Source organism: Parabacteroides chongii (genome assembly GCF_029581355.1).
GTDB classification, from domain to species: domain Bacteria; phylum Bacteroidota; class Bacteroidia; order Bacteroidales; family Tannerellaceae; genus Parabacteroides; species Parabacteroides chongii.
Window position 1 is genome coordinate 802963 of record NZ_CP120849.1, and the last position, 26930, is coordinate 829892.

Consider the following 26930-nt stretch of genomic DNA (forward strand, 5'->3'; position numbering starts at 1 on the left):
TTCCGCCGGGGTTTCGTTTTTAAACAGATTGTTTCTTCTTCCACCAAAGAAAAGCAACCAATGTGATCACCGTAATCACGATGCCAATCGCCTGCGAAACAGCAACACCCATGCCCAATCCTTCCGGAGCGACAAAGATATAAGTGGAGCAAACGGCAGTCATAAACAATGCCGGGATCAGTGTAACGATATAAAGCTTTTTAGAGCGCGCCAAAAAGACTGTCAATGCCCAAAGGGTAAACACTGCCAACGTCTGATTTGTCCAGGCAAAATAGCGCCAGATCATATCGAACCCGTCTTTATCTTTCAGGCTGTAAAGCAATATACCGATTGCCACGATAAACAGGGGAATACAGATCATCAGACGGCTCGACATGCTTTTCTGCTCTTTATGCAGGAAATCTGCCACAATCAAACGGGCAGAGCGGAATGCCGTATCACCGGAAGTGATCGGTGCAGCAATAACTCCCAGGACAGCCAGTACACCACCGACCGTTCCCAGCCACTCTTTTGTTATACTGTCTACAATAACAGCCGCATTGCTCTCTCCCATCCCATTCTCATGATAGAAATAAGTTGCAGCGGCAGCCCAGATCAGGGCAACGATACCTTCGGTTATCATGGCACCAAAGAAAACCGGACGTCCCATATTTTCATTCTTGATACAACGGGCCATCAGCGGACTTTGCGTGGCATGGAATCCGGAAATCGCACCACAGGCAATGCTGACGAACATAATCGGGAAAATAGGCAGATTTGCCGGATGTTTGTTAGTCAGTCCGTCGGTCAATTCCGGCAACGGCGGATGATTCACAAACAACATCACCAGGATACCGACAGCCATAAACAACAGGGCAGCGGCAAACAACGGATAAATCTTTCCGATAATTTTATCGACCGGCAACAACGTTGCCAGGATATAATAGATAAAGACCACAAATATCCAGAAGGTAGCATCGAGATATTCAGGTGTAAGTTTTGCCAGCAAACCAGCCGGTCCTGCCACAAAGACGGCTCCAACCAGGATCATCAGAATCACGGTAAAGCCACGCATGAACTGTTTGAAATTATGACCGAGATAACGACCGATGATCTCCGGCAGGCTCTCCCCGTTGTTACGCAGTGAAAGCATTCCCGCCAGATAGTCGTGGACGGCTCCGGCAAAAATAGTACCCAACACGATCCACAGAAAAGAGGCTGTACCGAACTTCGCCCCCATAATGGCACCGAAGATCGGACCCAGTCCGGCAATATTCAGAAACTGGATCATAAAGACTTTCCAGGAGGACATCGGGATATAATCGACTCCGTCCTGATGCGTGTAAGCCGGAGTTTTACGGGATGGGTCAATCCCGAAGATGCGTTCTATAAAAGAACCGTAGATGAAATAGCCTGCAATAAGAGCTGCAAGGCAACAGATAAAGGTTATCATGGTGGTAAGTTCTATCAGGGTGAGTTATCCTGTTATCAAAAAGGATTTACAAATACAGGTTCATTTGCCGTCAACTTCAACTGACGGCAAATGAACCTGTAATAGCCGAGTTATTTAGCTATTCAGTAAACGTTTTACCGTTTCTGAAATAGCACGTCCTTCCGCCTTACCGGCAAGAGCTTTGGAAGCAACGCCCATTACTTTACCCATGTCTTTCGGGCCAGCGGCACCTACCTGGGCGATGATCGCTTTTATTTCTGTTTCCAGTTCTTCGGCAGTCATCTGTTTCGGAAGATAAGCTTCAAGCACCTTTACCTGCGCCAGTTCAGCTTCCGCCAGGTCTGCACGGTTTTGCTGGGTGTAGATTTCAGCTGAATCCTTGCCCTGTTTTACCAGCTTCTGGATCATCTTCGTAGCATCGGCATCTGTCAGGGTATCGTTGGCTCCCGGAGCTGTCTTAGCTTCCAGAAAGACTTTCTTTACATTTCTCAATGTTTCGAGGGCAACCTTATCTTTTGCCTTCATTGCGTTTTTAATGTCTTCGCTGACTCTTTCAAACAAATCCATATATTAATTGCTTATTAAAAATTATCGAAAACTTATCACCTGCTTACCTCCGGTATCCGGTTTCTTTCCTTCCGGACGCGAAGCCGACGGAGCCGTTGCAGTGGCCGATGATACCGGAATATCACTGCCCTGTACTTTCGAACGGGCACGGGCGATCACTTTCGGGTCACGGTTATAAGTAGGATTATCTTCGATCAAGGCGATCAATGCATCGTCGTCCAGTTCATCCTGCGTCAGTACGACCGCTTTGGCACGGGCAGCCACACGACGCATACGCTGGCCGGAAGCACCGTAATATTTGTCGATCAGGTCTTTTTCGGCACGTTCCTTGTTCAGGCGTTCCTCTTCCAGGCGAAGCTCTTCCTCGGTCATGCGGCCCTGTTCGATCTGACGTTTTTCGGCGATCTGCGGAATGTCTTCCATTCCGAAACCGGTAGCCAGGATCGTCATCTTCACTTTCGATCCCAATGTCGTATCGACAGCCGTACCCCAAATCACTTCGATATCGCGTCCGAAGCGCGACATGAAATCGTGCACATCGTTCATTTCTTCCATACGCAGTTCCGCTTCTTCGCCGAACGAAACGTTGAACAATATCTTCTTAGCGTTGAAAACGTCATTATTGTTCAGCAACGGAGAGTTCAACGCATCTTCGATCGCCTGGCGCACACGGCCTTCACCTTCACCGAAACCGTTACTCATCAAGGCAACGCCACCGTCTTTCATAGTGGTATTGACATCGGCAAAGTCGAGGTTGATAATACCCGGAAGGGTGATGATCTCGGCAATACTCTTGGCGGCAATCGTCAGCGTATCATCCGCTTTCCCGAAGGCATTCGTCATGGTCAAGTCGGAATAGATGGCACGCAGGCGTTCGTTGTTGATCACCAGCAGGGCATCCACATTCTTGCTGATCTCTTCCACCCCGTTCAGGGCCTGAATGATCTTGCGTTCGCCTTCAAAGACGAAAGGTATGGTGACGATACCGACGGTCAGAATTCCCATATCCTTGGCGATGCGGGCAATGACCGGAGCAGCTCCCGTTCCCGTACCGCCACCCATTCCGGCAGTGATAAAGACCATCTTGGTTCCGTCGCTCAGCATCTTGCGGATATCTTCCATACTTTCTTCGGCAGCCATCATGGCCCGCTCGGGCTTGTTTCCGGCTCCCAGTCCCTGGGTGATATTACGGCCCAGCGGCACTTTGACCGGCACGTCCGAACGGTTCAGCGCCTGGTTGTCTGTGTTACACAGAACGAATGTAACATCATGTATACCTTCTTTGTACATGTGGGTAACCGCGTTACCACCACCGCCTCCTACACCAATTACTTTGATGATCTTAGGAGTATCTGTCGGATAATTGAAACTTAATATTGTGTCGTCCATTGTCTTCCGGTTTTAATCCATTCGCTGATTTACTTTATATCGTCTTCGTCGTCAAACAGGCTCTTGCCAAACGTATCTATTCCCTTGGTCAGCCGTCCGAACAGACCGGGACCTTTTTTCTTTTCCGGTTTCTTCTTGGGTGGTTCGGGAACTCTCTTAGGTTCTTCCATGACAGGCTCTTCTTCCTTCTTCTCCGGTATCGGTTCTACTTTAGGCGGGATATAAAGAGCACAGTTTTCCGTTCCTCTTGCCAGCAAACCGACAGCTACGGCGTATTCGGGATTGTTGGCGATCATCTCACCGCTTTCCACGATGCCTTTGCGTACGGCAGAATAGCGAACATCCATTTTCAGGCGTTCACGGATCACTTCAGGCAGGTTCTTCAAGGCAGCACCGCCACCAGTGATAATGATACCGGCACCCAGCGAATTCATCAAGCCGGTCGCTTCGAGACGGGCATATACGTTTTCGAGGATTTCTTTCATACGGGCTTCGATCACATTATTGAGATCCGCCAGTTTAACCTCACGCAATCCCATGCCGTCGGCAGAACTTACCTGGATGCTCAGATCGTTGTCTTTCTCCATCAGGGCACTGCCGTAAGTCAGTTTCACGCGTTCAGCCTCAGCTTCCACCAGATGGAGGCTGGTGATATCGCGGGTGATCAGGTTACCGCCGAAAGGAATGACGGATAGGTTGACCAGCTGTCCGCCTTTATAAACCGTCAGTGTAGTCACCCCGGCACCGAAACCGATCAGGGCACAGCCCAGGTCCTTCTCGTTGTCGGTCAGCACCACATCGGCCAGAGCCAGCGGGGAGACAACGATATCGGCAATTTCTATTTTGGCACGGTCGGCAATACTGTTGACCACATAACGTTTCAACGAAGGCCGTCCGACAATCAGCTTATAGCGTGCCTCAATCCGGGTACAGGGAATACCTACCGGATTGGGTTCAGGTTTGTCGTCTAAAACATAGGTGGGAGAAACTGCCGCCAGCACATCCAGCATGTCCGGACGGTAATTGCAGCATTCTTCATACAGACCTTTGATAATTTCTTCCGTCACTACGCCGTCGGTCCCCAAAATACGTGGAACCGTATGGTCGATAGAACGCAGCGACTGCCCCCCGATGCCGACATACACTTTTCCGACCTTCGCGCCGTTCAGTTTATTTTCGAGCTTCAGGATAAGCCGTTTGATCTTATTCGCCGTTTCTTCCACATTATATACACATCCTCTTCGTATACAGGTAGCGGAGTTCTCAACTTCGTAGGCAATAATCGAGAGAGCCCCCGTCGGGCCCTTCGTTCCTACCATACCGACCATGTGAGAAGAGCCAAGGTCGATGGCTGCTATAAAGTCTGTGTATGCCATATCATCTATCTTTTAGTACAAACAATCTGATCTTTGTATTTTAAATTAATTATACTGTATTTCTCCCAGCCGGTTTTAGGTATGACCTTATCGTAGAAGAGGCGGAGGTTATCCAGCTTTTCTTCGAAATCGGCGAAAGAGCCCAGTACAATACGGTGGTTTCCCACCCGGGGAATCAGTTCCACTTCGTTATCAGGATGAACATAAATCTGTTCGATCTGATTATTCCAGAACTCATTCTCCTGCAAAAATAATGCAAATTTGTATAAGTCGGTTACCGCCAGCTCTTTTTCGACATATCCGCTTACTAAAGGAACGTCGGCAACATAACGGAAACTGACCGGCATCGTGGTGCCGAGGTTATCCACGTAGAAGTTCCCTCTGGAGCTAATCACACGCAAGATAGGAATTTTCTGCTCAACTTCAAGCTTAATAATGCCCGAAGGTGTCTTATAGGCTTCGATACGGGCGATCATTTCGTTCTTTTTCAGTTCCGTTTCTATCTTATCGGTGTTGATCGCATCCATAGGCTTTTTGATCGGGTTCAGATCCGCCTTTTTGAGAATCGACACCAGGTCGCTCTCACTCACGAAATGCTTGTCAAGACTGTCCTTTACCACGACCTGGAGGTCCTGGCATACCTTGTCCTGCTTCATATCCTGAAAGAAGAAGGCGACAAACACGATGTAACAAGACAACAGTGTAGCTACTACTATGGAAACTATACGAATCACAATTTCTTATCCAATATTTGTTTTACAGGTTCGATCAACCGGTCGATATCACCGGCACCGACCATCAATACCACTTCAAACGTATCCGCCTCTTTCTCCACCAGATCGAGCAGTTCGCTTTTGCGGATCAGCTTTTTGGCGGGAATAGTGACAGCATCGAATATGATTTCCGAAGTAACCCCCGGAATAGGTTCTTCCCGCGCAGGATAAATATCCAGCAGGATCAGTTCGTCCAGCAGCGACAGGCTGGCGGCAAAGTCAGGCGCAAAGTCGCGTGTGCGGGTGTATAGGTGCGGCTGGAAGATTCCCGTCACTTTGCGTCCGGCATAGAGTTCCTTTACGGACTGAATGCTGGCTGCCAGTTCGGCAGGATGGTGGGCATAATCGTCGATCAGGACGATATTGTCTTTCTTCAGGTGGAAATCGAAACGGCGTTTCGGACCTCCGAAAGAAGCCATACCTTTCTTTATTTCTTCGGGCGTTGCGCCGTTCATCCATGCCAAAGCGATGGCGGCAACACCATTCTCTATGTTTACTTTCACAGGAACACCCAACTGGATATCGGCAATGCGGATATCAGGACCTACAAAATCGAACCAGATCTCACCGTTGCCGATACGGACGTTTTCAGCATAAAAGTCGGGCTTGTCAGTTGACAGTTGACAGTTGACAGTTGACAGATCTTCAGCTCCAGTGTAGGTATAGAGCTTCACGCCCTCTTTCAGGCGGGGTGCCACATCAATGCCTTTCTTCATGACCAGGCAGCCATCGGGACGGATCAGTGATGTGAAATGCTCGAAACTTTCGCGGTAGGCTTCTGCCGTACCATAAATATCCAAATGATCCGGATCGGCGGCAGTGATCACAGCCATATAGGGAGTCAGCCAGTGGAAAGAACGGTCGAACTCGTCAGCTTCGATAACGGTCAGGTCGCTTTTATCGGAAAGCATCAGGTTGCTGCCGTAGTTCTTCAGGATACCCCCCAGGAAAGCATTGCAATCGACATGCGATTGTTTCAGCAGGTGGGCAAGCATGGAAGAGGTCGTTGTCTTTCCGTGTGTCCCGGCAATACAAAGCCCGCGCGAACAGTTGGTTATTTCACCTAATACACGGGCACGCTTCATAACCTCGAAACCGTTCTGACGGAAATAGGTCAGTTCCGTATGCGATTCGGGAACCGCCGGCGTATAGACAACCAAGGTTTGTGCCGGATCCTTGAAAGCATCCGGTATCAGGGAGGTGTTATCTTCGTAATGAATAACGGCACCTTCGCGGTTCAGCTGGGCGGTCAGGTCGGAGGGTGTTTTATCATATCCGGCTACCTGCTTTCCCCTGGAAAGAAAGTAACGGATCAGGGCACTCATTCCGATTCCTCCGGCTCCGACAAAGTAAACGGCCGTTATCGTATTTATATTCATATCGTTTTATTTTATTATCTTCATTATTTCGTCGACAATTTGGTCTGCACTGTGATGATGTGCCAGTTTTTCGATGTTACGACTCATCTGTGCCAGCCGTTCGTCGTCATGAACGACTTCGAGCGCTTTCGTGACCAGTTCCTGCTCCGCATCTTTATCTGCAACCATGATCGCCGCGTCTTTGTTTACCAAAGCGAGCGCATTTTTTGTCTGATGATCTTCCGCCACGTTGGGGGAAGGGACCAGGATGACCGGTTTCTTCAACAGACAGAGTTCGGAGATCGAACTTGCACCGGCACGGGATATGATCAGATCGGCTGCTGAATAGGCATAATCCATACGGGTGATAAAGTCGGAACACCAGATCGGCATGCCGCGATAGGCTTTCAGATGCTTGGTGGCTTCGTTGTAATAATAACGTCCAGTCTGCCAGATCACCTGTACATCAGAGCCGAACAGCTTGTCGAGGTCACCTTGAATACTTCGGTTGATCGTTCGTGCCCCCAGGCTGCCTCCTACCACCAGGATCGTTTTCTTCTCAGGCGACAGACCGAAGAAAGCCAATGCTTCTTCTTTCTTACCGAGGGCTTCCTCCAAATCCTGACGGACAGGGTTTCCGGTTACCACAATCTTGTCTGCAGGGAAGAACTTCTCCATTCCGTCGTAAGCGACACATATTTTCGATGCTTTCTTCGCGAGTAACTTATTGGTCACTCCGGCATAGGAGTTCTGCTCCTGAATCAGTGTCGGGATACCTTGCGAAGCAGCCATCCACAGGGTCGGACCACTGGCATAGCCTCCCACGCCTACTGCGATATCGGGACGGAACTCGCGGATCGTCTTCTTCGCCAGTCCGAGACTTTTACGTAGTCGGTTAAGCACCTTTATATTATTGAACAGGTGAGCACGGTCGAAACCACTCACCGGTAAGCCTACTATCTGATAGCCGGCGGCCGGAACCTTCTCCATTTCCATCCGGTCTTCCGCACCTACAAATAAGATTTCCGCATCAGGAAAACGTTTCCTGATGGTATTGGCGATGGAGATGGCCGGGAAGATATGCCCGCCGGTTCCGCCGCCACTTATTATTATACGGTACTGTTTCATTTTCTATTTTGTTTCTGTTACTTCTTCTTCCGTTTCGGGTAGCGTATCAGGCACCCAGTTGGATATTTCTTCTTCCGTAATAGCCGGAGCCGCACCAGCACCTTCGGTTTCCTCTTCCGGAAGCTCATCTTCTTCGTTACCCATATTGGCTCCGAAACGGCTCACACTCAGGATGATCCCGAAATAGATACAGGATATCACCGTAGAGGTACCACCACGGCTGACCAACGGCATCGGCTGACCGGTCACCGGTATCAGGTTGACTGCCACTGCCATATTCGCAAGTGCCTGCACCACGATCAGCAGGCCGCACCCCAATACAAGGTATTTCGGAAAGGCTTTATCGCATTTCCGGGCAATCATCCCGACTCGCACCAACAGCATGATATACAGCATTAATACGAATACGCCCCCGACGACGCCCAACTCTTCTATAATGATCGCATAAATAAAGTCGGAATAAGCCTGCGGAAGAAAATCCCTCTGCTGGCCATGACCAGGCAACTGTCCGAACAAACCTCCGTGTGCAATCGCGATCTTTGCATGGGAGACCTGGTAATTATCATCGGTTATCTTATATACACCATTTTCATCGGTATCCGATTCATGCCCGTCGAAGAAACGCTCCAAACGTCCCTGCCATGTGGCAAAACGATCCGGCAGATACTGAGTGACTCCTGCCGGCGTAAACCGCAACAACACGATAAACAGGATAAGTGCCAATATCAGGACACCCGCCAGTTTTCCCAGTTTCATCAGCGGCAACTGCCCGATAAACATCATCAGGAAGCAAACGCCAAACAACATAAAAGCAGTCGAGAAGTTCTCGGGAAGGATTAGGACACATGTCGTCCCCACCCCGATCAATATATACTTGAATATCTGGTCGTCCGTAAATTTACTCCGCTTACTGAGCAGGAAAGCGATGAACACAATGGATGCGAGCTTCGCAAACTCGGAGGGCTGGAACTGTATCCCGAATATCTCCAGCCAGCGGTGCGCATCATTGGCATTGATTCCCACAAAAGGCGTGACGATCAACATCAGCACCGACACAGGAAGCAACAGAATAAACGCCGGAAAGAACCGGCACGGGACATTGTGCAGCAACAAGACAAGCACAAATCCCCCCAGCAGGAAAGTGGCATGCCGGACGATCGGTGCCCAATGATTCGCGTTCTTATAGGCAATCGTGCTCGTAGCACTGAACACCTCAATCACCGAAATCAAGCACAGGAACATAAAGATGATCCATATCACCCGGTCGCCCTTAAATAATTTACTTGCCAGATCCATTCTAATTCATTTTACAAGTTACGTACACAAGCCTTGAACTGGTCGCCGCGGTCTTCGTAACTCTTGAAGAGATCGAAGCTGGCGCAGCAGGGTGATAACAAAACGGTGTCTCCCTTTTCTGCCAGTTTATAAGCCTTGCTTACCGCTTCTTCCATCGAGCGGGCATCTTCAATCTGCGACACCTTTCCGTCGAAGAAAGTATGCAGTTTGTTATTGTCGACACCCAGGAAAATCAAGGCACGTACTTTTTGTTTTACAAGTTCTTCAATCTCGGAATAGTCGTTACCCTTGTCTGTTCCGCCCAGTATCAGTACCAGTTTGGTCGTCATACTTTGCAAGGCATACCAGCAAGAGTTTACATTCGTCGCTTTCGAGTCGTTGATATAGTCTACTCCGCGTACACGGGCCACTTTCTCCAGGCGGTGTTCCACCCCGGTAAAGTCACTCAGTGAAGCCCGTATATTTTCATCGTGGATATCGACCACCTTGGATGCGATGCCCGATGCCAGCGAATTGTACAGGTTATGTGTACCCGTTAATGCTAATAAGTCCTGATCCATTGTAAATGTTCCGTTTGAGGTTTCAATTACTATTTGCTTATTATCCGTATATCCCTTCACGCCGTCTTCATGCGTTTCGGCGAATGGGTAAAGAGTTGCCGCAGGATGGCGTTTAGCGATCTCACGGGCAATGATCGGGTCGTCGTTCCAGAAGATGAACGCATCTTCCGACGTTTGGTTCTGGATTATGCGGAACTTGGCGTTCACATAATTCTGCATCTCGTAGTTATAACGGTCCAGATGATCGGGTGTTATATTCAACAAGATAGCTATATCCGCTTTGAAGTCGTACATGTTGTCCAACTGAAAACTGCTCAGTTCGATCACGTAGACCGCGTGCGGGTCTTCGGCAACCTGCAATGCCAGGCTGTTTCCTACGTTTCCTGCCAGGCCGACATCCACTCCGGCTTCTTTCAGGATATGGTACGTAAGCATGGTAGTCGTTGTCTTACCATTACTTCCGGTGATACAGATCATTTTCGAGTCGGTGTATCGTCCGGCAAATTCTATTTCGGAGATGATATGCGTCCCCTGCGCTTTCAGTTTCTGGATCATCGGAGCCTTGTCGGGTATTCCGGGGCTTTTGATGATCTCGTCGGCATTCAGAATGTCGGCTTCGGTATGCTGTCCTTCTTCCCAACGAATTCCGTGGGCGTCGAGCATATCCTTATACTTGGGTTTGATAGACGAAAAGTCGGAAACGAACACGTCAAATCCTTTTGCCTTCGCCAACACGGCTGCACCTGCACCGCTTTCTCCTCCCCCTAATACAACAATCCGGTTGTTCATAAAAACTTTGTTTTTACAATTGAAAATGGAGAATTGAAAATTGAAAATTAGCCTTACTTGCTATTACTAATTTTCAATTTTCCATTTTCAATTTTCAATTATCTTTATCTCATCTTCAATGTGACGATCGTTATAACCGCCAAAATAATACCGATCAACCAAAAACGTACCACTATCTTCGATTCAGGCACCACGTTGAACGGTTTTTGCAACAATGCTTGTATTCCTGCATTTCCCGCTTTCTGGAAATGATGGTGCAATGGCGTCATCTTAAATATACGACGACCTTCGCCATACTTCTTTTTTGTATATTTGAAGTAGGCAACCTGCGCCATAACCGAAATACTTTCAGCGAGAAAAATACCACAAAGAATTGGTATTAGCAACTCTTTACGTATAATTATAGCAAATACCGCGATTATACCACCCAGTGTCAGACTTCCCGTATCACCCATAAATACCTGCGCAGGGTATGAGTTATACCAAAGGAAACCGACTGTCGCCCCGATAAAAGCGGCGGCAAATACCACCAACTCTTCCGCTCCGGGGATAAACATGATATTCAGGAAGGAAGCGAACTCGAAGTGGGCGGACATATACGCCAAAATACCTAACGCAACGCCTATGATTGCAGAGGTTCCGGCAGCCAGACCGTCTAGTCCGTCCGTCAGGTTTGCCCCGTTAGATACGGCTGTCACCACGAATATGGTCATTAAAACAAAGACCAGCCACGCCGCTTCTTCTTTATAATCGCCTGCCCAGCTAACCAGTTGGGCATAATCGAAATTGTTATTCTTCATGAAAGGGATGGTCGTTTTGGTAGACTTCGTTTCTACCGTATGATAGTGGACTTCTTCGATCACATTATCATGCCGTACCTCCATATTCTCCTTAATCACGACATCCGGGCTCATAAACAACACCAAACCGACAATCAGCCCCAGGCCGACCTGTCCGATGATCTTGAATTTACCGTGCATCCCTTCTTTATTCTTACGGAACACTTTGATATAGTCGTCGGCAAAACCAAGAGCGCCCAGCCAAACGGTGGTGACCATCATCAGGATCACATAAATATTATTCAGCTTGGCACAAAGTAAAGTCGGAATCAGGATGGCAATAATGATAATAATACCTCCCATTGTCGGTGTACCTTTCTTACTCATCTGCCCTTCCAGTCCGAGGTTACGTACCGTCTCGCCGATCTGCAACATCTGCAAACGATCGATAATACGGCGGCCGATAGCTGTCGAGATAAACAAGGAAAGGATCAGTGCCAATCCGGAACGGAATGATACGTATTTAAACATCCCCGCTCCAGGTAAATCCAATTGATCCAGATAATTAAAAAGATAATAAAGCATGTCGTTTTATTGTTGTTGTGTTGCAAATATTTCCCGTAACTTCTCACGGTCGTCAAAATGATGTTTCACGCCTTTCACATCCTGGTAATCTTCATGGCCTTTACCAGCCACAAGGATCACATCGCCTTTCTTAGCCAGCATAGTGGCCGTTTTGATAGCCTGTGTACGGTCGGTGATGCAAAGTGTACGTTCCATATCCGCCTTGCTCAGCCCGGCTACCATATCCTGAATGATCTCGTCCGGTTCTTCAAAACGGGGATTGTCGGAAGTCAGGATTACCTGGTCACTCAACTTCGCTGCCTCTTTCGCCATCAACGGGCGTTTCCCTTTATCGCGGTTTCCGCCGGCACCCACAACGGTGATGATTCGGCCTCTTCCATCGAGCACTTCCTGGATACCGTTCAGTACGTTTGTCAAAGCATCCGGCGTATGGGCGTAATCGACAATCGCCGTATAACCGAGCGGAGATTGTATCGTTTCGAAACGGCCGGATACCGAGTGCAGCGTGCTCAATACGATCAGCGTCTCTTCCGGATCTTTTCCCAGTGAAACAGCCGCACCGTAAACAGCCAGGAGGTTGTAAGCATTGAAACGTCCCACAAAATGAACGATAACTTCACGACCGTTAATAATCATTTCTGTTCCTTCAAAATGCGACTCCAAAATCTTACCTTTGAAATCGGCCAGGGTACGGAGTGAATAGGTCAACTTCTTTGCCGCTGTATTCTGGAGCATGACAAGGCCTGATTTATCGTCGGCATTGGTCAGTGCAAAAGCATCCGCAGGCAGGTCGTCAAAGAATTTCTTCTTTGCTTTCAAGTAGTTCTCTACCGTTTTATGATAATCCAAATGGTCGCGCGTCAAGTTGGTAAAGATACCACCGTTGAACGACAAACCACTGATACGTTTCTGATCGATTGAATGGGAACTGACTTCCATAAAGGCATATTCGCATCCGGCTTCCACCATCCGGGCCATCAGACTGTGGAGGGTGATCGGATCGGGAGTTGTATGTTCTGTCGGGATCGCTTCACCGTCGATATAATTGCATACGGTGGAGATCAAGCCTACCTTATGTCCCATCTTACGGAACATTTCATACAATAAGGTAGCGATGGTGGTCTTGCCGTTCGTCCCGGTAACGCCCACCAGCGTCAGCTTGTCCGAAGGATTGTCATACCAGGTCGAAACAACCTTACCCAATGCGTCCGCCGAATCTTTCACCCGGATGAAACATAGTTTTCTTTCGAAAGAAGCTATCTTTTCTTCCGAAAGAAGCGGCAGTTCCTCGCAGATGATCGCTACGGCTCCTTGGGCAATAGCTCCGTCGATATAAGCATGTCCGTCAACTGCCGTACCTCTTACCGCCACGAACAAAAAGCCATCTTCCACCTTACGGGAGTCAGACTGGATACCTGCGATTTTTACATCATCAGCACCCACTGTTTCCAGTACATCCAACGTATGAATCAATTTCTTCAGTTCCATATTTTATCTGTTTGCAGACAGGTCAGAAAACCTGCCCTTCTATTTATTTTAATGTTAAGCGGATGGATTGTCCTTTGGCAATCCGCGTTCCCGGCCCCATCGACTGAGCAGAAACCCGCCCCATTCCATCCAATACAACTCGTAAACCTGCACTTTCAAGCAAGTAAACAGCATCTTTCGCCCCCATGCCGATCACACTCGGAACCAGTCCTTCACGGATTGTCAGATCGTGCAAACGGAGCACCTCACTACTGTCTCTCCGAGCTGCAGCAACCCACTTTGTTTCCAAACTGTCCGTATCGACATCAATATCGAATTTGCCCAATACATTTTCCAATGCATCCAGATTACCGTTCTTTGCCGCCGGCAGCATAACAGCCAACGAATCGCGTTCCATATCACGTACGTCGAACGACATATGACTGGCATAAACTTTCTCGGCAATGGCTTTCACTACGCCTCCGGACATCGTGCCCCCTGAAGGATAACCGATACGCGGACGACGGATCACAACGATACAGGAATACTTCGGTTCGTCGGCAGGGAAATATCCGCAAAAAGCGACCTGGTGACCGCTCGTACGGTAAACACCGCCTGTTGCTATCTGTGCCGTACCTGTCTTTCCTGCAATACGGATAATATCCGAATGTACGGCTTTACCTGTTCCTTTCTCAACCACACCCAACAACATATCCTTGATAATAGCCAGTGTATTGTCGGAACAAATCGACGATTTCAGAACCTCCGTCGAGAAACTCTGCACCGTCTTACCGTTGTGCATAATCTCCTTGGTAAACATCGGGCGGACCATCTTACCACCGTTCGCTATGGCATTGAAGAATGTCAACGTATAGATCGGAGGTATCTGCGTTTCATATCCGAAGGACATCCAGGGCAACGTAGTCTTCGACCAGTATAAAGTGGTATCATTCGGCATACGTATCTTAGCACGTCCGGCTCCCGGTATTTCCAGATTCAACGGGATAGTCAGACCTAATTTATACAGCCCTTCCACATATTTGGTCGGGTTCTTTTCGTATCCTTTCAGAATAATCTTGGCAACGCCGATATTCGACGAATACCAAATCGCCTGTTCTGCCGAGATACGACCGTAACCGCCTTTGTTCATATTATGGTCGGTCATACGGGCTCCTTTATACATATAAATACCTTTACCGACATCCACCGTATCACCCGGCTGACAAATGCCGTCTTCCAACGCCACCATCATAGAAGCAACCTTGAAGGTAGAGCCCGGTTCTATTTCATCCGCCACAGCATGGTTCTTCGTTTCGGCATAAGCGCCTTCACGGATACGCCCCATGTTCGTTATTGCTTTTATCTCACCCGTAGCAACTTCCATCACAACGGCTGTTCCCGATTCGGCATCGATCTTCTTCAGCATATCGACCAACGACTTCTCGGTAATATCCTGGATATTGATATCTATCGTCGTACGGATATCCATACCGTCCACAGGTTCCACCTCGACGACATTTGTCCAGCCGCCGCCTACGCGACGTACGGAACTCAATCCGGCTTCTCCCCGAAGCAACGAATCGTACTGCAACTCCAGGCCGTTCTTTCCTTTGGTCATACCTCCGGCTTCGATTTCACCGTAGATATCTCCGATCGTACGGGAAGCCAGTGTACCGAACGGTTTCTGGCGCTGTACCATTTCCTTTGTATAGAATCCGCTCTTGTATCGGCTCAGACGAAGGAACGGATATTTCTTCATCTCTTTCAAGTCGGTATAAGAAGCACGACCCTCATAGACGGGATACTGACGACTTTTACTTTTCAGTCCCCGAAGCAGATGGGCCTTATATCCGGCAGGAGTCCGGTTCTTGAATTTCCGGGATAAATAGACCGACAAAGAATCGACTCCGTTCACCTTTGAACTCAGGAACGTATCGACAGAAAAACCATCGGCACGGAAGTCTATATAGGTGTAGTAACGGGGCACACTGGTAGCCATCAGCTTTCCATCGGAAGAATAGATGTTACCACGTCCGGGTAATATCAGACGATTCGGGCGTTTCTGGCTTTCTGCCACTTTTTCCCATTTTTCCTTTTCCACGAAAGCTGTATCAAACGTGCGTAGCAATATACCAACCGCTATAAGCCCCAACAGCAGCACGACAATAAAGTAACAGAATAATATCCGGTTACTTTTCGGGGCGGTTTCTATTGGTTCGATCTCTTCAGCCATATTTATTTGTATAATTCATACGGCGGAGTTTTGGCTCCTTCCAGTTCTATACCTTGTTCTTCAATCAATAATTCTACTTGCGACTGGCGGCTGTTCCCCGTCAGTTCCGATGAGATGGACAATGCCTCAAAACGTATGTCGCGCAAACGTTGTTGCAGGCGGTCGATCTCACGTAGTTTTTGCATGCAGGTGTAGCGGTTTCCGATAAAGAAGAATATCATTATCACAACAAGCACGATCATCCGTGTGTGTTTAACGATAAAATCCTCATTCAGGATACCACCGCCCAGCACATACAAAAGAGAAAGACGTTTCTCTTTTTTCTTCGACTTTTTACGTTGTTGTTTTTCCTCCATAACCCCTATGTTAATTGGCAGTCGACCAGCAACTGCACCTCGCTACTTCTTCTCTGCTATTCTCAATTTGGCACTTCTCGAACGGGGGTTTCTTTCGATCTCCTCGTCGGAAGGCACAATCACTTTATTGTTTACCATGCGAAATGGCGTCTGTACATTTCCGAAAAAGTCTTGCTCGCTTTTTCCTTCAAAGTTTCCTGTTTTCAGGAAGTTTTTCACCAACCTGTCTTCCAGCGAATGGTAAGTGATTACAACCAAACGTCCGCCGGGCTTTAAGACCTGCAGGGTTTGTTGCAGCATTTCTTTCAGGGCACGCATTTCGTCGTTCACTTCGATGCGAAGTGCCTGGAATGCCTGTGCCAAAAACTTTTTCTCTTTGTCTTTTCCCGTGAAAGGCTTAACCAGCTCCAGGAAGTCACCGATCGTTTCTATTTTCTTATTTTCACGTGTCCGGACGATCAACGACGCTAGCTTACGAGCCACTTTCAGTTCGCCGTACAGGTAAAAGATATCTGCCAGCTCCTCTTCCGTATAGGTATTGACGATATCGGCAGCCGTCTGACCGGCACGGGTGTTCATGCGCATATCCAATGCCCCGTCGAAACGGAAAGAGAAACCGCGGTCTTTATCATCGAAATGATGGGAAGAAACCCCCAAATCCGCCAACAGTCCGTCGACTTCACCGTCCACACCATGATAGCGCATAAAATTATACAAATAACGGAAATTACTGCGGACAAACACAAAACGGGGATCGTCGGGGATATTATGTTCGGCATCGGCATCCTGGTCAAATCCGTAAAGTTCACTGTCGCTATCCATCCGTTTCAGGATTTCACGCGAATGTCCTCCTCCTCCAAAAGTCACATCCACGTAGATGCCCCCTTCTTGAATATTCAGACCTTTCACGCTTTCATCAAGCATCACCGGCACATGATAACTCTGCTTTTTCTCTTCCATTTTATGTCTTACACGTTAAACTTTCCCTTAAACAAAAGCACCTTACTTCGCTGTAAACAGGCACGTTACTTTATTAGAGGGTAAAATTAAGCATTTATCAAATTACCTTCCAAGAAATATAAGAGAAAAGTACAAAAAAGTTATCAACAGGTAGAGAGTCTTACTTTTCTCTTGATAGAAAAGTAAACAAAAAATCAAGGCTACACCGGCTTCGCTACTTCGGCGAAAGACTACGCTGAAAGGATAGTTGTATAACTGATGTGTAAATCCGTAATGGGTCGAACGGGGTATAAAATACAATTTCCTCCTAAGGAAACCGGAGTTCCCTCGGGAGGAAATTACAATTCCCCAGGCAGGAAACTATAGTTTCCCTAGGAGGGAACTACAGTTTCCTAAGCATGGAACTACGAGGAAACTGTAATAAACTAATAATCAGCCAAGCTTCATAGAGATTACCTCTCCTTCTTTTATTGCTTTATGAAGTAGCGTTTTCCCTTCTGATTTGACAGTAACAATCAGTTTTCCGTTTTCACGGATCACTTCAATGTCGAAGGAGGAATCGAATGCCTTTATTTTACGCAAACTCATTTTATCCCACTCAGCCGGTAAACGCGGAGTAAACGTGAAAGACTTCAAACCGGTAGGGCGAAGACCGAACATTCCTTCTGTGATGATACGGCAGTATAATCCGCTCTCGGCAGAAAGATGGCGCTGGCTTCCTTCCGGCCATGCCTCAATGGCATAAGGGACATGGTCACCCAACAGGCGATGATTGGAATAGAATTTTAAGTATTCGGTTGCTTTTTCTGTTGCTCCGCAGGCATATACGCCTCTCAAAGCATACAGGGTGGAACGATCCCAGAAAGTCTCGCTTCCGGCCTGGGTCAACAAACCGTTTTCTGTCCACAAACGGGGAGAGAACAAGGCATTGATCGTCCCTTCTTTACGATCATAGATGCCGACTGTCAGCGGAATACAAATCCAGGAACGAAGGATGTCGTTTCCTTCATAATATTGATAAGTATCGACCCCTTCTACTTTAGCCCCGAAATAGTCTTCCATACTTTTACGAAGATCTTTAGCCTGTCTCTCATAATCCGACAACTCCGAAAAAGGCTTCTTCAAATCTTTTCCTAAATACACGGCTGAACGTAAAGCATCGTAATATAATGAAGAGGTACAAAGGTTGGCTTTCCCTGCCGGAAAACGTCCTTCCAGTTCGTCGGAGTCGGAGGCTACAACGCCTTTGTCGTTCAGGTTTCGACGACAGTATTCCAGGCACCATTCGATAAGCGGCCATAACTCTTCAGCTTCACCTTTGTCTCCTCTTGCCAAAGCATAACGGGCGGCTCCGTAAGCGACCATTGCGGCATCACCACGGTCACCGGCTCCTCCCCAAACGTCCAGTCCTTCTGCAATGATGGAACTGGGTATCTTTTCGTATTCAGGGTTCATGAAACGGGCAAAATGTTTGAATGAGTTAAGAGCAGAACCATTTCCGACTTCGTATCCCAGATAAGGGAAGAAGGGATTGATATATTCTGCCTGGTCGTTAGCCCAGATTGCGGCATAATAAGACTCACCGCCGGGACCATGCATTAATCCTCCTTTCGTGTCATAGATACTTTCTGCTCCACGTATCTTGGCAAAGGCAAACATCGTATTTACAACGGGATCGGGGGTTTCCAGTATCAGGTTATTCCAAAAGCCTGCGATCAGGTCCTTTCTAGCCTGCAGTTCTTTTTCGATATCCATCTTTTGTTCTGTCTCGCCCTGCTTATAACCGCTGATTGAAGCATAAAAGACAAGTTCTTCTTTCGGTTGCAGTTGCTTACTTGTCGATCCTATAATCTCGGAAACCAGCTTATAACTACCATCCACTCCAATAGCCGGATCGGTGTCTATAACTGAACGGGAAACAGGTATTTCCACATTCACAGCCGATTCTCCCGTATTTCGGAGAATATATTTCTCACATACGGCAGGATTGGATACAGAAGGGAAAACAACACGGGTCATGGTTATTTGTGCCTTACGCGGCAAAGCGACCATACTTTCTACCGTCATTGTTCCATCCAATGTGATTTTAGTTACCTTTTCACCGGAAAGCGATTGTCCGTTAACCGATACCATATCCGACGCATTCCAAGCAAACCGGCGCATCAAACTGGCATGTGTATTATTCGGTATCGTCCGGAGCATCGGCCAAATCATACTCTTATTCAACTCAAAAGAACCGTCGGCATTCACCCCGTAACGCAAAACAGCAGACACTTTCAAACCGCTCATTTCGATATGATCGTAATGAGGAATGTGCCCCTTCACCTCCCATGAGATACTCCCGTTGGGATTGATGGACCAGCGGTTCTGAGCAGAAAGGTAGCCACTACAAACAAAGGTCCAACATAAAAACACAAATAAAAATAACTTTTTCATGATATTCTATTATATAAAATGGTTACTCACATATTGTTACTACTCACTTATAATACCACAATCACTCCAAATAACGAATATTCTTTACAACTACAGATTGAGTATTATTCATATAAACAGGCTGTAGACATCCCGATATATCATTATTTACAATTTGAACATCTTCCGCATCTTCTATTGCTATGGCATGTTCATTCACAGCTTCAATGACGTTGTTCCGAATAAGAATATTCTTATTCAATAATCCGGTTTTCTCCTTTACGCCAGAAACAGCAACACTAATGCCGGATGAAGACCCCTGAGTTCCTTGCGCATAGCCACAACCAGAAATCCAATTATTTTCAATCAACACATTTTCCACCGGACCACTTTCCCGCCAACCAGCTTCTGCCCCTAACTGAATAGCTGTCCCGGTACTATTCTGTATCACATTTTTATTTATAAGAACATTCTTGCTCTTTATCAGAAATGCTCTGGCCAGGTGACTCTTCACCGTATTATTCGTGATCCGGACAGATGGCCGACGTGTAATATTAGTCATATAAAAAAGATCGGGAGAACCTATAAGCCAATCTTTATCCAATGTTACACAAACCTTCCAATCTGCAACAGAAGTATCAACCTGTTGAACAACAAAACGTTCTCTCTCTATCAAATTGCTCTTATTTACAACCAGCAAAGTATCATCCACATCCGGATAATCCAGAGATAAAGCATGAAGATCTGCATTTTGTATTTTAATTTCAACAGACCGTTTTGTTTGAGGGACAATCGTATAATAATAATTATGAATATTCGTACAATCGTCTCCCTGACCTCCAAATTTACAATTTTCTATCGTAATTCGCCCTTTACAACTGGTAAAATGAGTTGCATCTGTATTTGTAGAAATAACAGCACCTGCCTCCGGGATTACCTGAAGATTATTCATGGTTATATTTTCCGACAAATGTCCGACAATTCCCATACCTGGCTGACTATGTATCTTAACGTCTTCAATAAAAACTTCAGACGACTCTTTTATCATAATTGCCGGACGATAATGCCCGGAATGACGCAATACACAATAATCACCTATAGAAGGTTTAAAATCCGTGTAAATGCGGATCATATCTTTTGACAACAATTCTTTACCGAAACATCTTCCTCCCGTATACAATGTTTTTTTCACTGCACCAACATAATGTATCCTTCCCGTCACTACCTCATCCAAATAATAATAACGTTCAGGATCAATCTGCATATCGAAGCTTTTTTCATTGAGCTTCATTATCTTTCCTACCGTATTGGGAGGACGTCGGTAAGTAATACTCAATCCTTTAACCGTTACATTTCGTGCCCCTACTATTGATATAACTTCATACCAACCATCCAACAACAACGTTGCACCGCCTGCGTCAATAACAAGATCCTCTGCACCAGCTAAATCCAAAGCCTTTACATAAGGAGCATCCGGCTTAAACAAAGTGCCCTGAACATTTTCTCCATATGTACCGCTAATTGCGTCTCTCTCAATCTTTAGAGCTAAAGAATCCCTATAATTATATAAGCCGGGAGGGAAAAATAAAACAGCTCCTTTACGGTGCCTGCAATAATCGCAAGCCTTACGAATAGCCTCCGAATCGTCCAGGCCGTCATTTGGAACAGCCCCAAAGGATGACACATCCACCCGCTCTCCTGTCTCCGCATAACAATGAAAAAACACTACAGAATGAAGCAGTAATATCAAAACACATATTAATCTTTTCATTTTCAAATCAATTTATATTACTTTTCACACGGAATGATATACAAAAAAGCACCCTCTGAGAAAAACCTAAAGATTATTCTTTGAGAGTGCTTTTTACATATAGTAACTATTACTTACTCAATCCTGTAATAACCAATCTCCATTGCTTTTTATTCTTATTATCTGCTGCCGTCACTTCATAAACCAGATCTGATTGGGAAAAATCACCAACCTTTCCCAATACCGGAGTGGAACCTATCGGAGCGATGGAAGCAGCAGTCGAAATTGTAGCATAGCCAACAATGTTGGATAGAGAAACCTGATTCCGAACCTCGTCCGTAAATGTTCCGGAAGCTTTAGGCACTGTAATGGTGCATTCGATGAGCCCCTCTTCATTATTGATCAGAGTTTTCGTAGTCAATGTTTTTACCTGCATCTTTTCACTGATACCTTCCTGTATAGCCCAGCGATATTCAAAATTAAATGCAGTTACTTCTGCTTCAGTATAAACCGGCAGGTCATCATCTAACCCGGCAGTTAAACACGATGACAAACAGGTACACAGTAAAGACATCAACAAGTACTTAATAAATATCAATCGTTTCATATTCTATAAAATTCAATTATTACATATTATTATTTATTCCCAGCCCGGATTCTGATCATTTGACAGCTTCTCATTCAGAATAGTCTCATTTTTCGGAATCGGCATAAAATATCTTCTGGACGTAAACTTCCTGTCGTTGGACGGTCCGACAACCGGAACCGGAATAATCTCAAAACTCTTTCCGTCTTCAGCAATCTCAATAGCTGTCGGCGGTGTGTTCAACTCATCAATTTCATCAACACCATCTTCTTTTCCCCAACGCAACAAAGACCAGTATCTGTCTTCTTCCTGAACTAACTCCACACGACGCTCCTGCTTATAACATTTCCAGGCTTCCTCTTTAGAAAGGGACGTTGACAAAGCAGGCAACTGCCCATGAGCCATTCTGGTTTTGTTGATGTATTCAATTGCTGTAGCTGTTTCCCCTAATCTCAATAAGGCTTCCGCATAATCCAAATAGGTTCTTCCTAAACGCAAATGTATCAAATGCCAGTCCGTCGGAACACCTGCAATAACCGACTTATCCTGATACAGATTCTTAATATACAGATAGCCGGTTTTCGTCATATGACGATCCTTCTCCTTATTATTCAAATAATAAAGATTACCTCCGACACGCATTGTTATGATCGAATTAAAATACTTGGTAGAATCATAGGCAATCGTTGAATAAAAACGGGCATCACGATTTTTATAAATCGCATTACTTACATAATCAACATTCGGCTTAAAGTTTTTATAATAGGAAGTCTCATTCCACATTTTAGCATTTCCATCCGTATCAACCACCTCATAAGCACTTACCAAATCCTGAGACGGAGACTTATCATGCCAACCCTCAAAATTTTCTACCGGCCATACAGCAGCCACTTCATCCGGAATTTTACCAGCACCTTGATTAGGAACGATCGACTGCATCCAGGTTCCGGACATCCTTGTTGTTTCCGACAAATAATAAGTAGCCAGAATCACTTCCTTCGAATTCAAACCAGTAGTATAGTCGTTAAACAGCTTTCCATAATCTCCCTCCAAGGAATAAACACCCAAAGAGAACAAGTCCTCGCAAGCTTTCCTGGCTTGCTGATAATAATCCTTTTTATCGTTCGTATCAGTCAAATAGGCAGCACCTTGCAGACAAACAGCAGCTTTTAAAGCGTAAGCGGCACCTTTTGTCAGAGCTCCGGCAGAAGCTGTCACCGGTAACCCTTCAGCGGCATCAGTCAAATCATTGATGATAAAATCATAAGTATCTTTTATGGTTGCAGAGCGTGCAAACATCAGATCGTCATCAGGAGTGAGCACACGATCGACAATCATCAACCGACCGAATAACCTGGCACGGGTGTAATAAATAATGCCACGAAGCATTTTAGCCTGGGCTATCAAAGGAACTTTGTCCGCCTCCTTAATATCTTCGGAAGCAGTAACCTTTTCAATAATCAGATTGCATCGGCGAATTTCCCCGAATTTATTCCATCCATAGTCATTTGCATTCGTCATCAATTCACGAACCGTTCTTACTGCAGCACTCATTTCCGTATTGACAACTGAATTATCGCTCCAGTCATCAGCATTTTCCGTCAATAATTTAGCTACATACAGAGTCCCATTCACAAAAGTCTGTGCACCTTCTGCAGACTTCCAGACTTTATCTTCTGAGAACTTATCCAGCGGAGATTTATCCAGATCGTCTGCACATGAGACAAACAAAAGAATAAAAGTCGATAAAATTGCTATATATTTCATATCTGTTTCTTTTTAAAATCCAACATTTAATGCAACTGAGAATGTCTGCTGAACCGGATAGCCCTGTCCGCTACCATCCACAACTTCCGGATCGAAATAATCTTTCACTCCAGATATAGTAAAGAGGTTAGTTCCCATCACTGACAGTTTCAATTTACTAATCGCACTTACATTTTTAAGTAAGATATTCTTGAAGTCATAGCCAAACTGTAAACTCTTCATACGGAAATAACTGGCATTTTTAATCCAGAAATCCGATGATTGTGTATTATTGGAGCTATTGATATTCTGATAAGAAGAGGCACGCGGATAGGCTGCATCCGTATTATCCGGAGCCCAGAAATCCAACTGATACTTATAGTTCATTTCCATTGTATTTCCACCTTTCATCAGACCTCCCAACTCTACATAACGTGGTCCCGTTCCCTGGAACAAGCCATACAGGAAGAAGCCTTTATATTCCAAATTGAAATCAAAACCATAGTTGAAAGAAGGGAAGAAAGGTTTTCCTATTCTCACCTGATCTTCCGAATCGATTTTACCATCTCCATTCACATCGATATAAGACAGGTCACCCGGTTTCAATTCCGTAGCACTCAGGAAACGAGGATTATCCAATACATCCCCTACATTCTGATAAATGCCGCCAGAATGATATGCATTTCCAAAATAATTCTTCTGATGAGTCGAACGTTTCTTCGGATTCTTCAAAGTGGCTTCCGATTCACTCTCATTCACTTCCCATAATTCATCATAAGTGGTAAAGTTAAAGCCCAAATCATAATTCAAATCACCCACTTTGTTCTTGTATCTCACCATAGCTTCATAGCCGGCCCGACGATGAACACTCTTTGATTTCACCTGTGGCAAATCTTTACCCAACGTAGTCGTATAACGGTTCTGTGGAGAAATCAAATAACCCTTTGTCTTATAATAATAGTAATCGAAAGTAAAATTCAAATGATTGTTCAGGAAAGCCATATCAAAACCGATATCAAAAACATCTTTTGTATACCAACTCAACGCATTTGAAACCAAATTACCTTCTGTAAATCCGGCAACGAACTGACCACCGACAACTGCCGACTGAGAATTATAAGAATATGTAGGAATATAACCGAAACGAGTAACACCGGTTTCCAAACCGACCTGTCCGTAAGAAGCCCTGATCTTGAAGAAATCGATAATCTGTTTGTCTTTCAAACTACGCATAAAGCCTTCTTCAGAAACAACCCACGCCAAAGCACCTGAAGGGAAAAATCCCCAACGCTGATCTCTTGCAAAATTATCAGACCCATCATAGCGGAAGTTTCCTTCTACCAAATATTTATCAGCATAATTGTATCGCAAACGTCCGACATAACCGATACGTGCACCTTCCTGTGCAGTTCCTGTATTTTGCTGTGTAGTTGCATCTCCTGCGAACAGTTGGTCGAAATCATTTGAAATAAAACCATTTCTCGACGCACTGAACTCTTCATTCGTTGTATTATAATAGCTATACACTCCTTGTACTTCAAAGAAATGACGATCAATCGCCCTACTATATTCCACGCTCGCTTCCAATGTATTATTACGCCACCAGCTGTTTGTCAATGACATATCTGAAGGTGAAGCCTCTTTCAATTCCCCTGCAGGAGAATATTGAGGAGCACTGGATTGGAAATACTTTCTATTATAGTTTGAGTAACGGGAGTTTGCTAAAATTTTAAATTTCAAACCTTTATCCCACGGCAATGCCCAGGTAGCATATAATTGCGCATTCAATATATTATCCGACACCCGATCATAACCCGATTCCTTATCTAACCAAGCCAGAGGATGAACAGAAAGAGCACTATAGGTTCCATCCGGATTATAAGCGACATCAATTGGTTTATTATAAGCCAGCAAGTTTCTCCAAATCAATGATTGTCCGTACGGATTCGGATTTCTTTTTTCCAGAATTGCATCCAGATTCAAACCGACTTCCAAACCAATATTATCAAAACTCGAAGAAACATTACTCCTGATGTTATAACGTTTAAACGTATTATTATGAGACTGTTTAAACAAAGACTCCTGATTCAGATAGCCCAAAGACGTATAATACTTCACACCGTTTTTTGATTTACCCGACATAGATAGATTATGCCTCATTTGAGGTGCAAAATTATTAATCGCCATTTTCAGCCAGTCATTATCCGGGTAGTTAGCTGGATCAGAATGATTCAATACTTTATTTACCACATCTTCCGAATACATAGCATAAGCACCACGTCCGTCATATTCGGCTGCTTTATTAGCAGAAGTAACATATTCAATTGCATTTACCCGATCCGGAATAACAGTCGGTCTGCTCCAATCAAAACCTGCCGTATAATCAATATTGATCTTTTCACTATTACCTCTTTTGGTTGTTACAAGTACAATACCATTACCTGCCTGAGCACCATATACAGCCGTTGCACTTGCATCCTTCAAAACGGATATAGACTCTATATCCGAAGAAGTCAAGGCATTAAAATCAAGAGGTTCGCGTATAATACCATCAATAATATAAAGCGGAGTACCTCCACCACGGATAGAGATCGTAGGAACTGTACCTCCCGGTTCACCTCCGGTCTGTTGAACAATCACACCGGCAGCACGTCCCTGCAAGGCGGCAGATGTGCTGGTATACGGCAACTCATCGATTTTATCGGTCTTCACACTGGTAACAGAACTTACTGTTTTCCGAGTAGATGTTGAACCATAACCAACTACAATCACTTCATCCAACTGGCTGTGGCTTTCCCTCAAAACAACTTTCAATACTGTTTGATTCGTTACGGTCATCTCTTCAGAATCATATCCAATATAAGAAACAACCAAAGTAGCTTTGGAAGGTATCGTAATACTAAATTTACCGTCTACATCGGTAATTCCACCCAGTGTCGGGTTATTCTTGACAATCACGTTGGCACCAATGATAGGTTCTCCATTTTCGTCTGTCACGACTCCCGTTATAATTCGTTCATCTGCATTTAAAGACTGAGATAACAAACCACTTTTACTTAATACGATCTGACGATCACTAATGGTATAATGTATATCAGTATTTTTCAATATACTATTCAATAAATCTGATATATCACTCTCATTGGCAGAGACATTCACTTTTTGCCCGACATTGACAACATCTTTATTATACAAAAAGCGATACTCCGTCTTTTGTTCTATTGCGTTCAATACCTCTTCTATCGATACATTCTTCATTTGGAGGCTCACAGACACTGACTGTGAATAAGATATCGAAGCAAATACTTGTGTTAGACTTAAAGCTACAAATAACAAGCATAATCTCATAACTCGAAAAATTTTAATGGCAAAACATTGCCTTTCG

19 protein-coding genes are annotated in these 26930 nt (G+C 45.4%); all 19 read right to left on the minus strand.

Translation table 11 applies throughout. The annotated features are described in order from the left end of the window. Nucleotides 1–19 precede the first annotated feature (19 nt). Nucleotides 20–1432 carry a carbon starvation CstA family protein gene (locus tag P3L47_RS03400; RefSeq protein WP_122361193.1) on the minus strand — a complete coding sequence of 471 codons (1413 nt, stop codon included), beginning with the start codon at nt 1430–1432 and terminating at the stop codon, nt 20–22. Nucleotides 1433–1546: 114 nt separating this feature from the next. Continuing rightward, a complete protein-coding gene (locus tag P3L47_RS03405) occupies nt 1547–1999 on the minus strand; it encodes a GatB/YqeY domain-containing protein (protein WP_122361194.1) in 453 nt (150 codons plus the stop codon). 21 nt (nt 2000–2020) lie between these two features. Next, nucleotides 2021–3388, minus strand: coding sequence for a cell division protein FtsZ (gene ftsZ, locus P3L47_RS03410; protein ID WP_277782684.1), 1368 nt, complete (start codon nt 3386–3388; stop codon nt 2021–2023). A 29-nt stretch (nt 3389–3417) separates the two neighbouring features. Beyond that, entirely contained in the window at nt 3418–4764 is a 1347-nt protein-coding gene (gene ftsA, locus P3L47_RS03415) for a cell division protein FtsA (RefSeq protein WP_277782685.1), read from the minus strand. Nucleotides 4765–4769: 5 nt separating this feature from the next. Further along, complete coding sequence (locus tag P3L47_RS03420) at nt 4770–5498, minus strand: cell division protein FtsQ/DivIB (RefSeq protein ID WP_122361197.1); 729 nt, start codon at nt 5496–5498, stop codon at nt 4770–4772. Then, the gene (gene murC, locus P3L47_RS03425) at nt 5495–6916 is read right to left on the minus strand and encodes a UDP-N-acetylmuramate--L-alanine ligase (RefSeq protein ID WP_122361198.1); all 1422 of its coding nucleotides are present in this window, start codon (nt 6914–6916) and stop codon (nt 5495–5497) included. The genes P3L47_RS03420 and murC overlap by 4 nt, the downstream gene beginning before the upstream one ends. A gap of 6 nt (nt 6917–6922) precedes the next feature. Continuing rightward, the gene (murG, locus tag P3L47_RS03430) at nt 6923–8023 is read right to left on the minus strand and encodes an undecaprenyldiphospho-muramoylpentapeptide beta-N-acetylglucosaminyltransferase (protein WP_122361199.1); all 1101 of its coding nucleotides are present in this window, start codon (nt 8021–8023) and stop codon (nt 6923–6925) included. Nucleotides 8024–8026: 3 nt separating this feature from the next. Continuing rightward, nucleotides 8027–9319, minus strand: coding sequence for an FtsW/RodA/SpoVE family cell cycle protein (locus tag P3L47_RS03435; protein ID WP_277782686.1), 1293 nt, complete (start codon nt 9317–9319; stop codon nt 8027–8029). 11 nt (nt 9320–9330) lie between these two features. Next, nucleotides 9331–10668 carry a UDP-N-acetylmuramoyl-L-alanine--D-glutamate ligase gene (gene murD / locus P3L47_RS03440; protein ID WP_277782687.1) on the minus strand — a complete coding sequence of 446 codons (1338 nt, stop codon included), beginning with the start codon at nt 10666–10668 and terminating at the stop codon, nt 9331–9333. A gap of 104 nt (nt 10669–10772) precedes the next feature. Continuing rightward, entirely contained in the window at nt 10773–12032 is a 1260-nt protein-coding gene (mraY, locus tag P3L47_RS03445; protein ID WP_277782688.1) for a phospho-N-acetylmuramoyl-pentapeptide-transferase, read from the minus strand. Nucleotides 12033–12038: 6 nt separating this feature from the next. Then, nucleotides 12039–13520, minus strand: a complete 1482-nt coding sequence (locus tag P3L47_RS03450; protein ID WP_277782689.1) for a UDP-N-acetylmuramoyl-L-alanyl-D-glutamate--2,6-diaminopimelate ligase — start codon at nt 13518–13520, stop codon at nt 12039–12041. 43 nt (nt 13521–13563) lie between these two features. Beyond that, the gene (locus P3L47_RS03455) at nt 13564–15732 is read right to left on the minus strand and encodes a penicillin-binding protein (RefSeq protein WP_122361203.1); all 2169 of its coding nucleotides are present in this window, start codon (nt 15730–15732) and stop codon (nt 13564–13566) included. A 2-nt stretch (nt 15733–15734) separates the two neighbouring features. After that, a complete protein-coding gene (locus P3L47_RS03460; protein WP_009859918.1) occupies nt 15735–16088 on the minus strand; it encodes an FtsL-like putative cell division protein in 354 nt (117 codons plus the stop codon). A gap of 42 nt (nt 16089–16130) precedes the next feature. Next, on the minus strand, nt 16131–17048 hold the full coding sequence (gene rsmH, locus P3L47_RS03465) for a 16S rRNA (cytosine(1402)-N(4))-methyltransferase RsmH (RefSeq protein WP_277782690.1): 918 nt from the start codon (nt 17046–17048) through the stop codon (nt 16131–16133). Between the two features lie 432 nt (nt 17049–17480). Further along, on the minus strand, nt 17481–19484 hold the full coding sequence (locus P3L47_RS03470; protein ID WP_277782691.1) for a glucosidase family protein: 2004 nt from the start codon (nt 19482–19484) through the stop codon (nt 17481–17483). 61 nt (nt 19485–19545) lie between these two features. Then, nucleotides 19546–21234, minus strand: coding sequence for a right-handed parallel beta-helix repeat-containing protein (locus tag P3L47_RS03475; RefSeq protein WP_277782692.1), 1689 nt, complete (start codon nt 21232–21234; stop codon nt 19546–19548). 109 nt (nt 21235–21343) lie between these two features. After that, nucleotides 21344–21820, minus strand: a complete 477-nt coding sequence (locus P3L47_RS03480) for a DUF5018-related domain-containing protein (protein WP_122361207.1) — start codon at nt 21818–21820, stop codon at nt 21344–21346. Between the two features lie 33 nt (nt 21821–21853). After that, a complete protein-coding gene (locus P3L47_RS03485; protein WP_122361208.1) occupies nt 21854–23566 on the minus strand; it encodes a RagB/SusD family nutrient uptake outer membrane protein in 1713 nt (570 codons plus the stop codon). A 12-nt stretch (nt 23567–23578) separates the two neighbouring features. Then, on the minus strand, nt 23579–26803 hold the full coding sequence (locus P3L47_RS03490; RefSeq protein ID WP_277782693.1) for a TonB-dependent receptor: 3225 nt from the start codon (nt 26801–26803) through the stop codon (nt 23579–23581). Nucleotides 26804–26930: the final 127 nt, after the last annotated feature.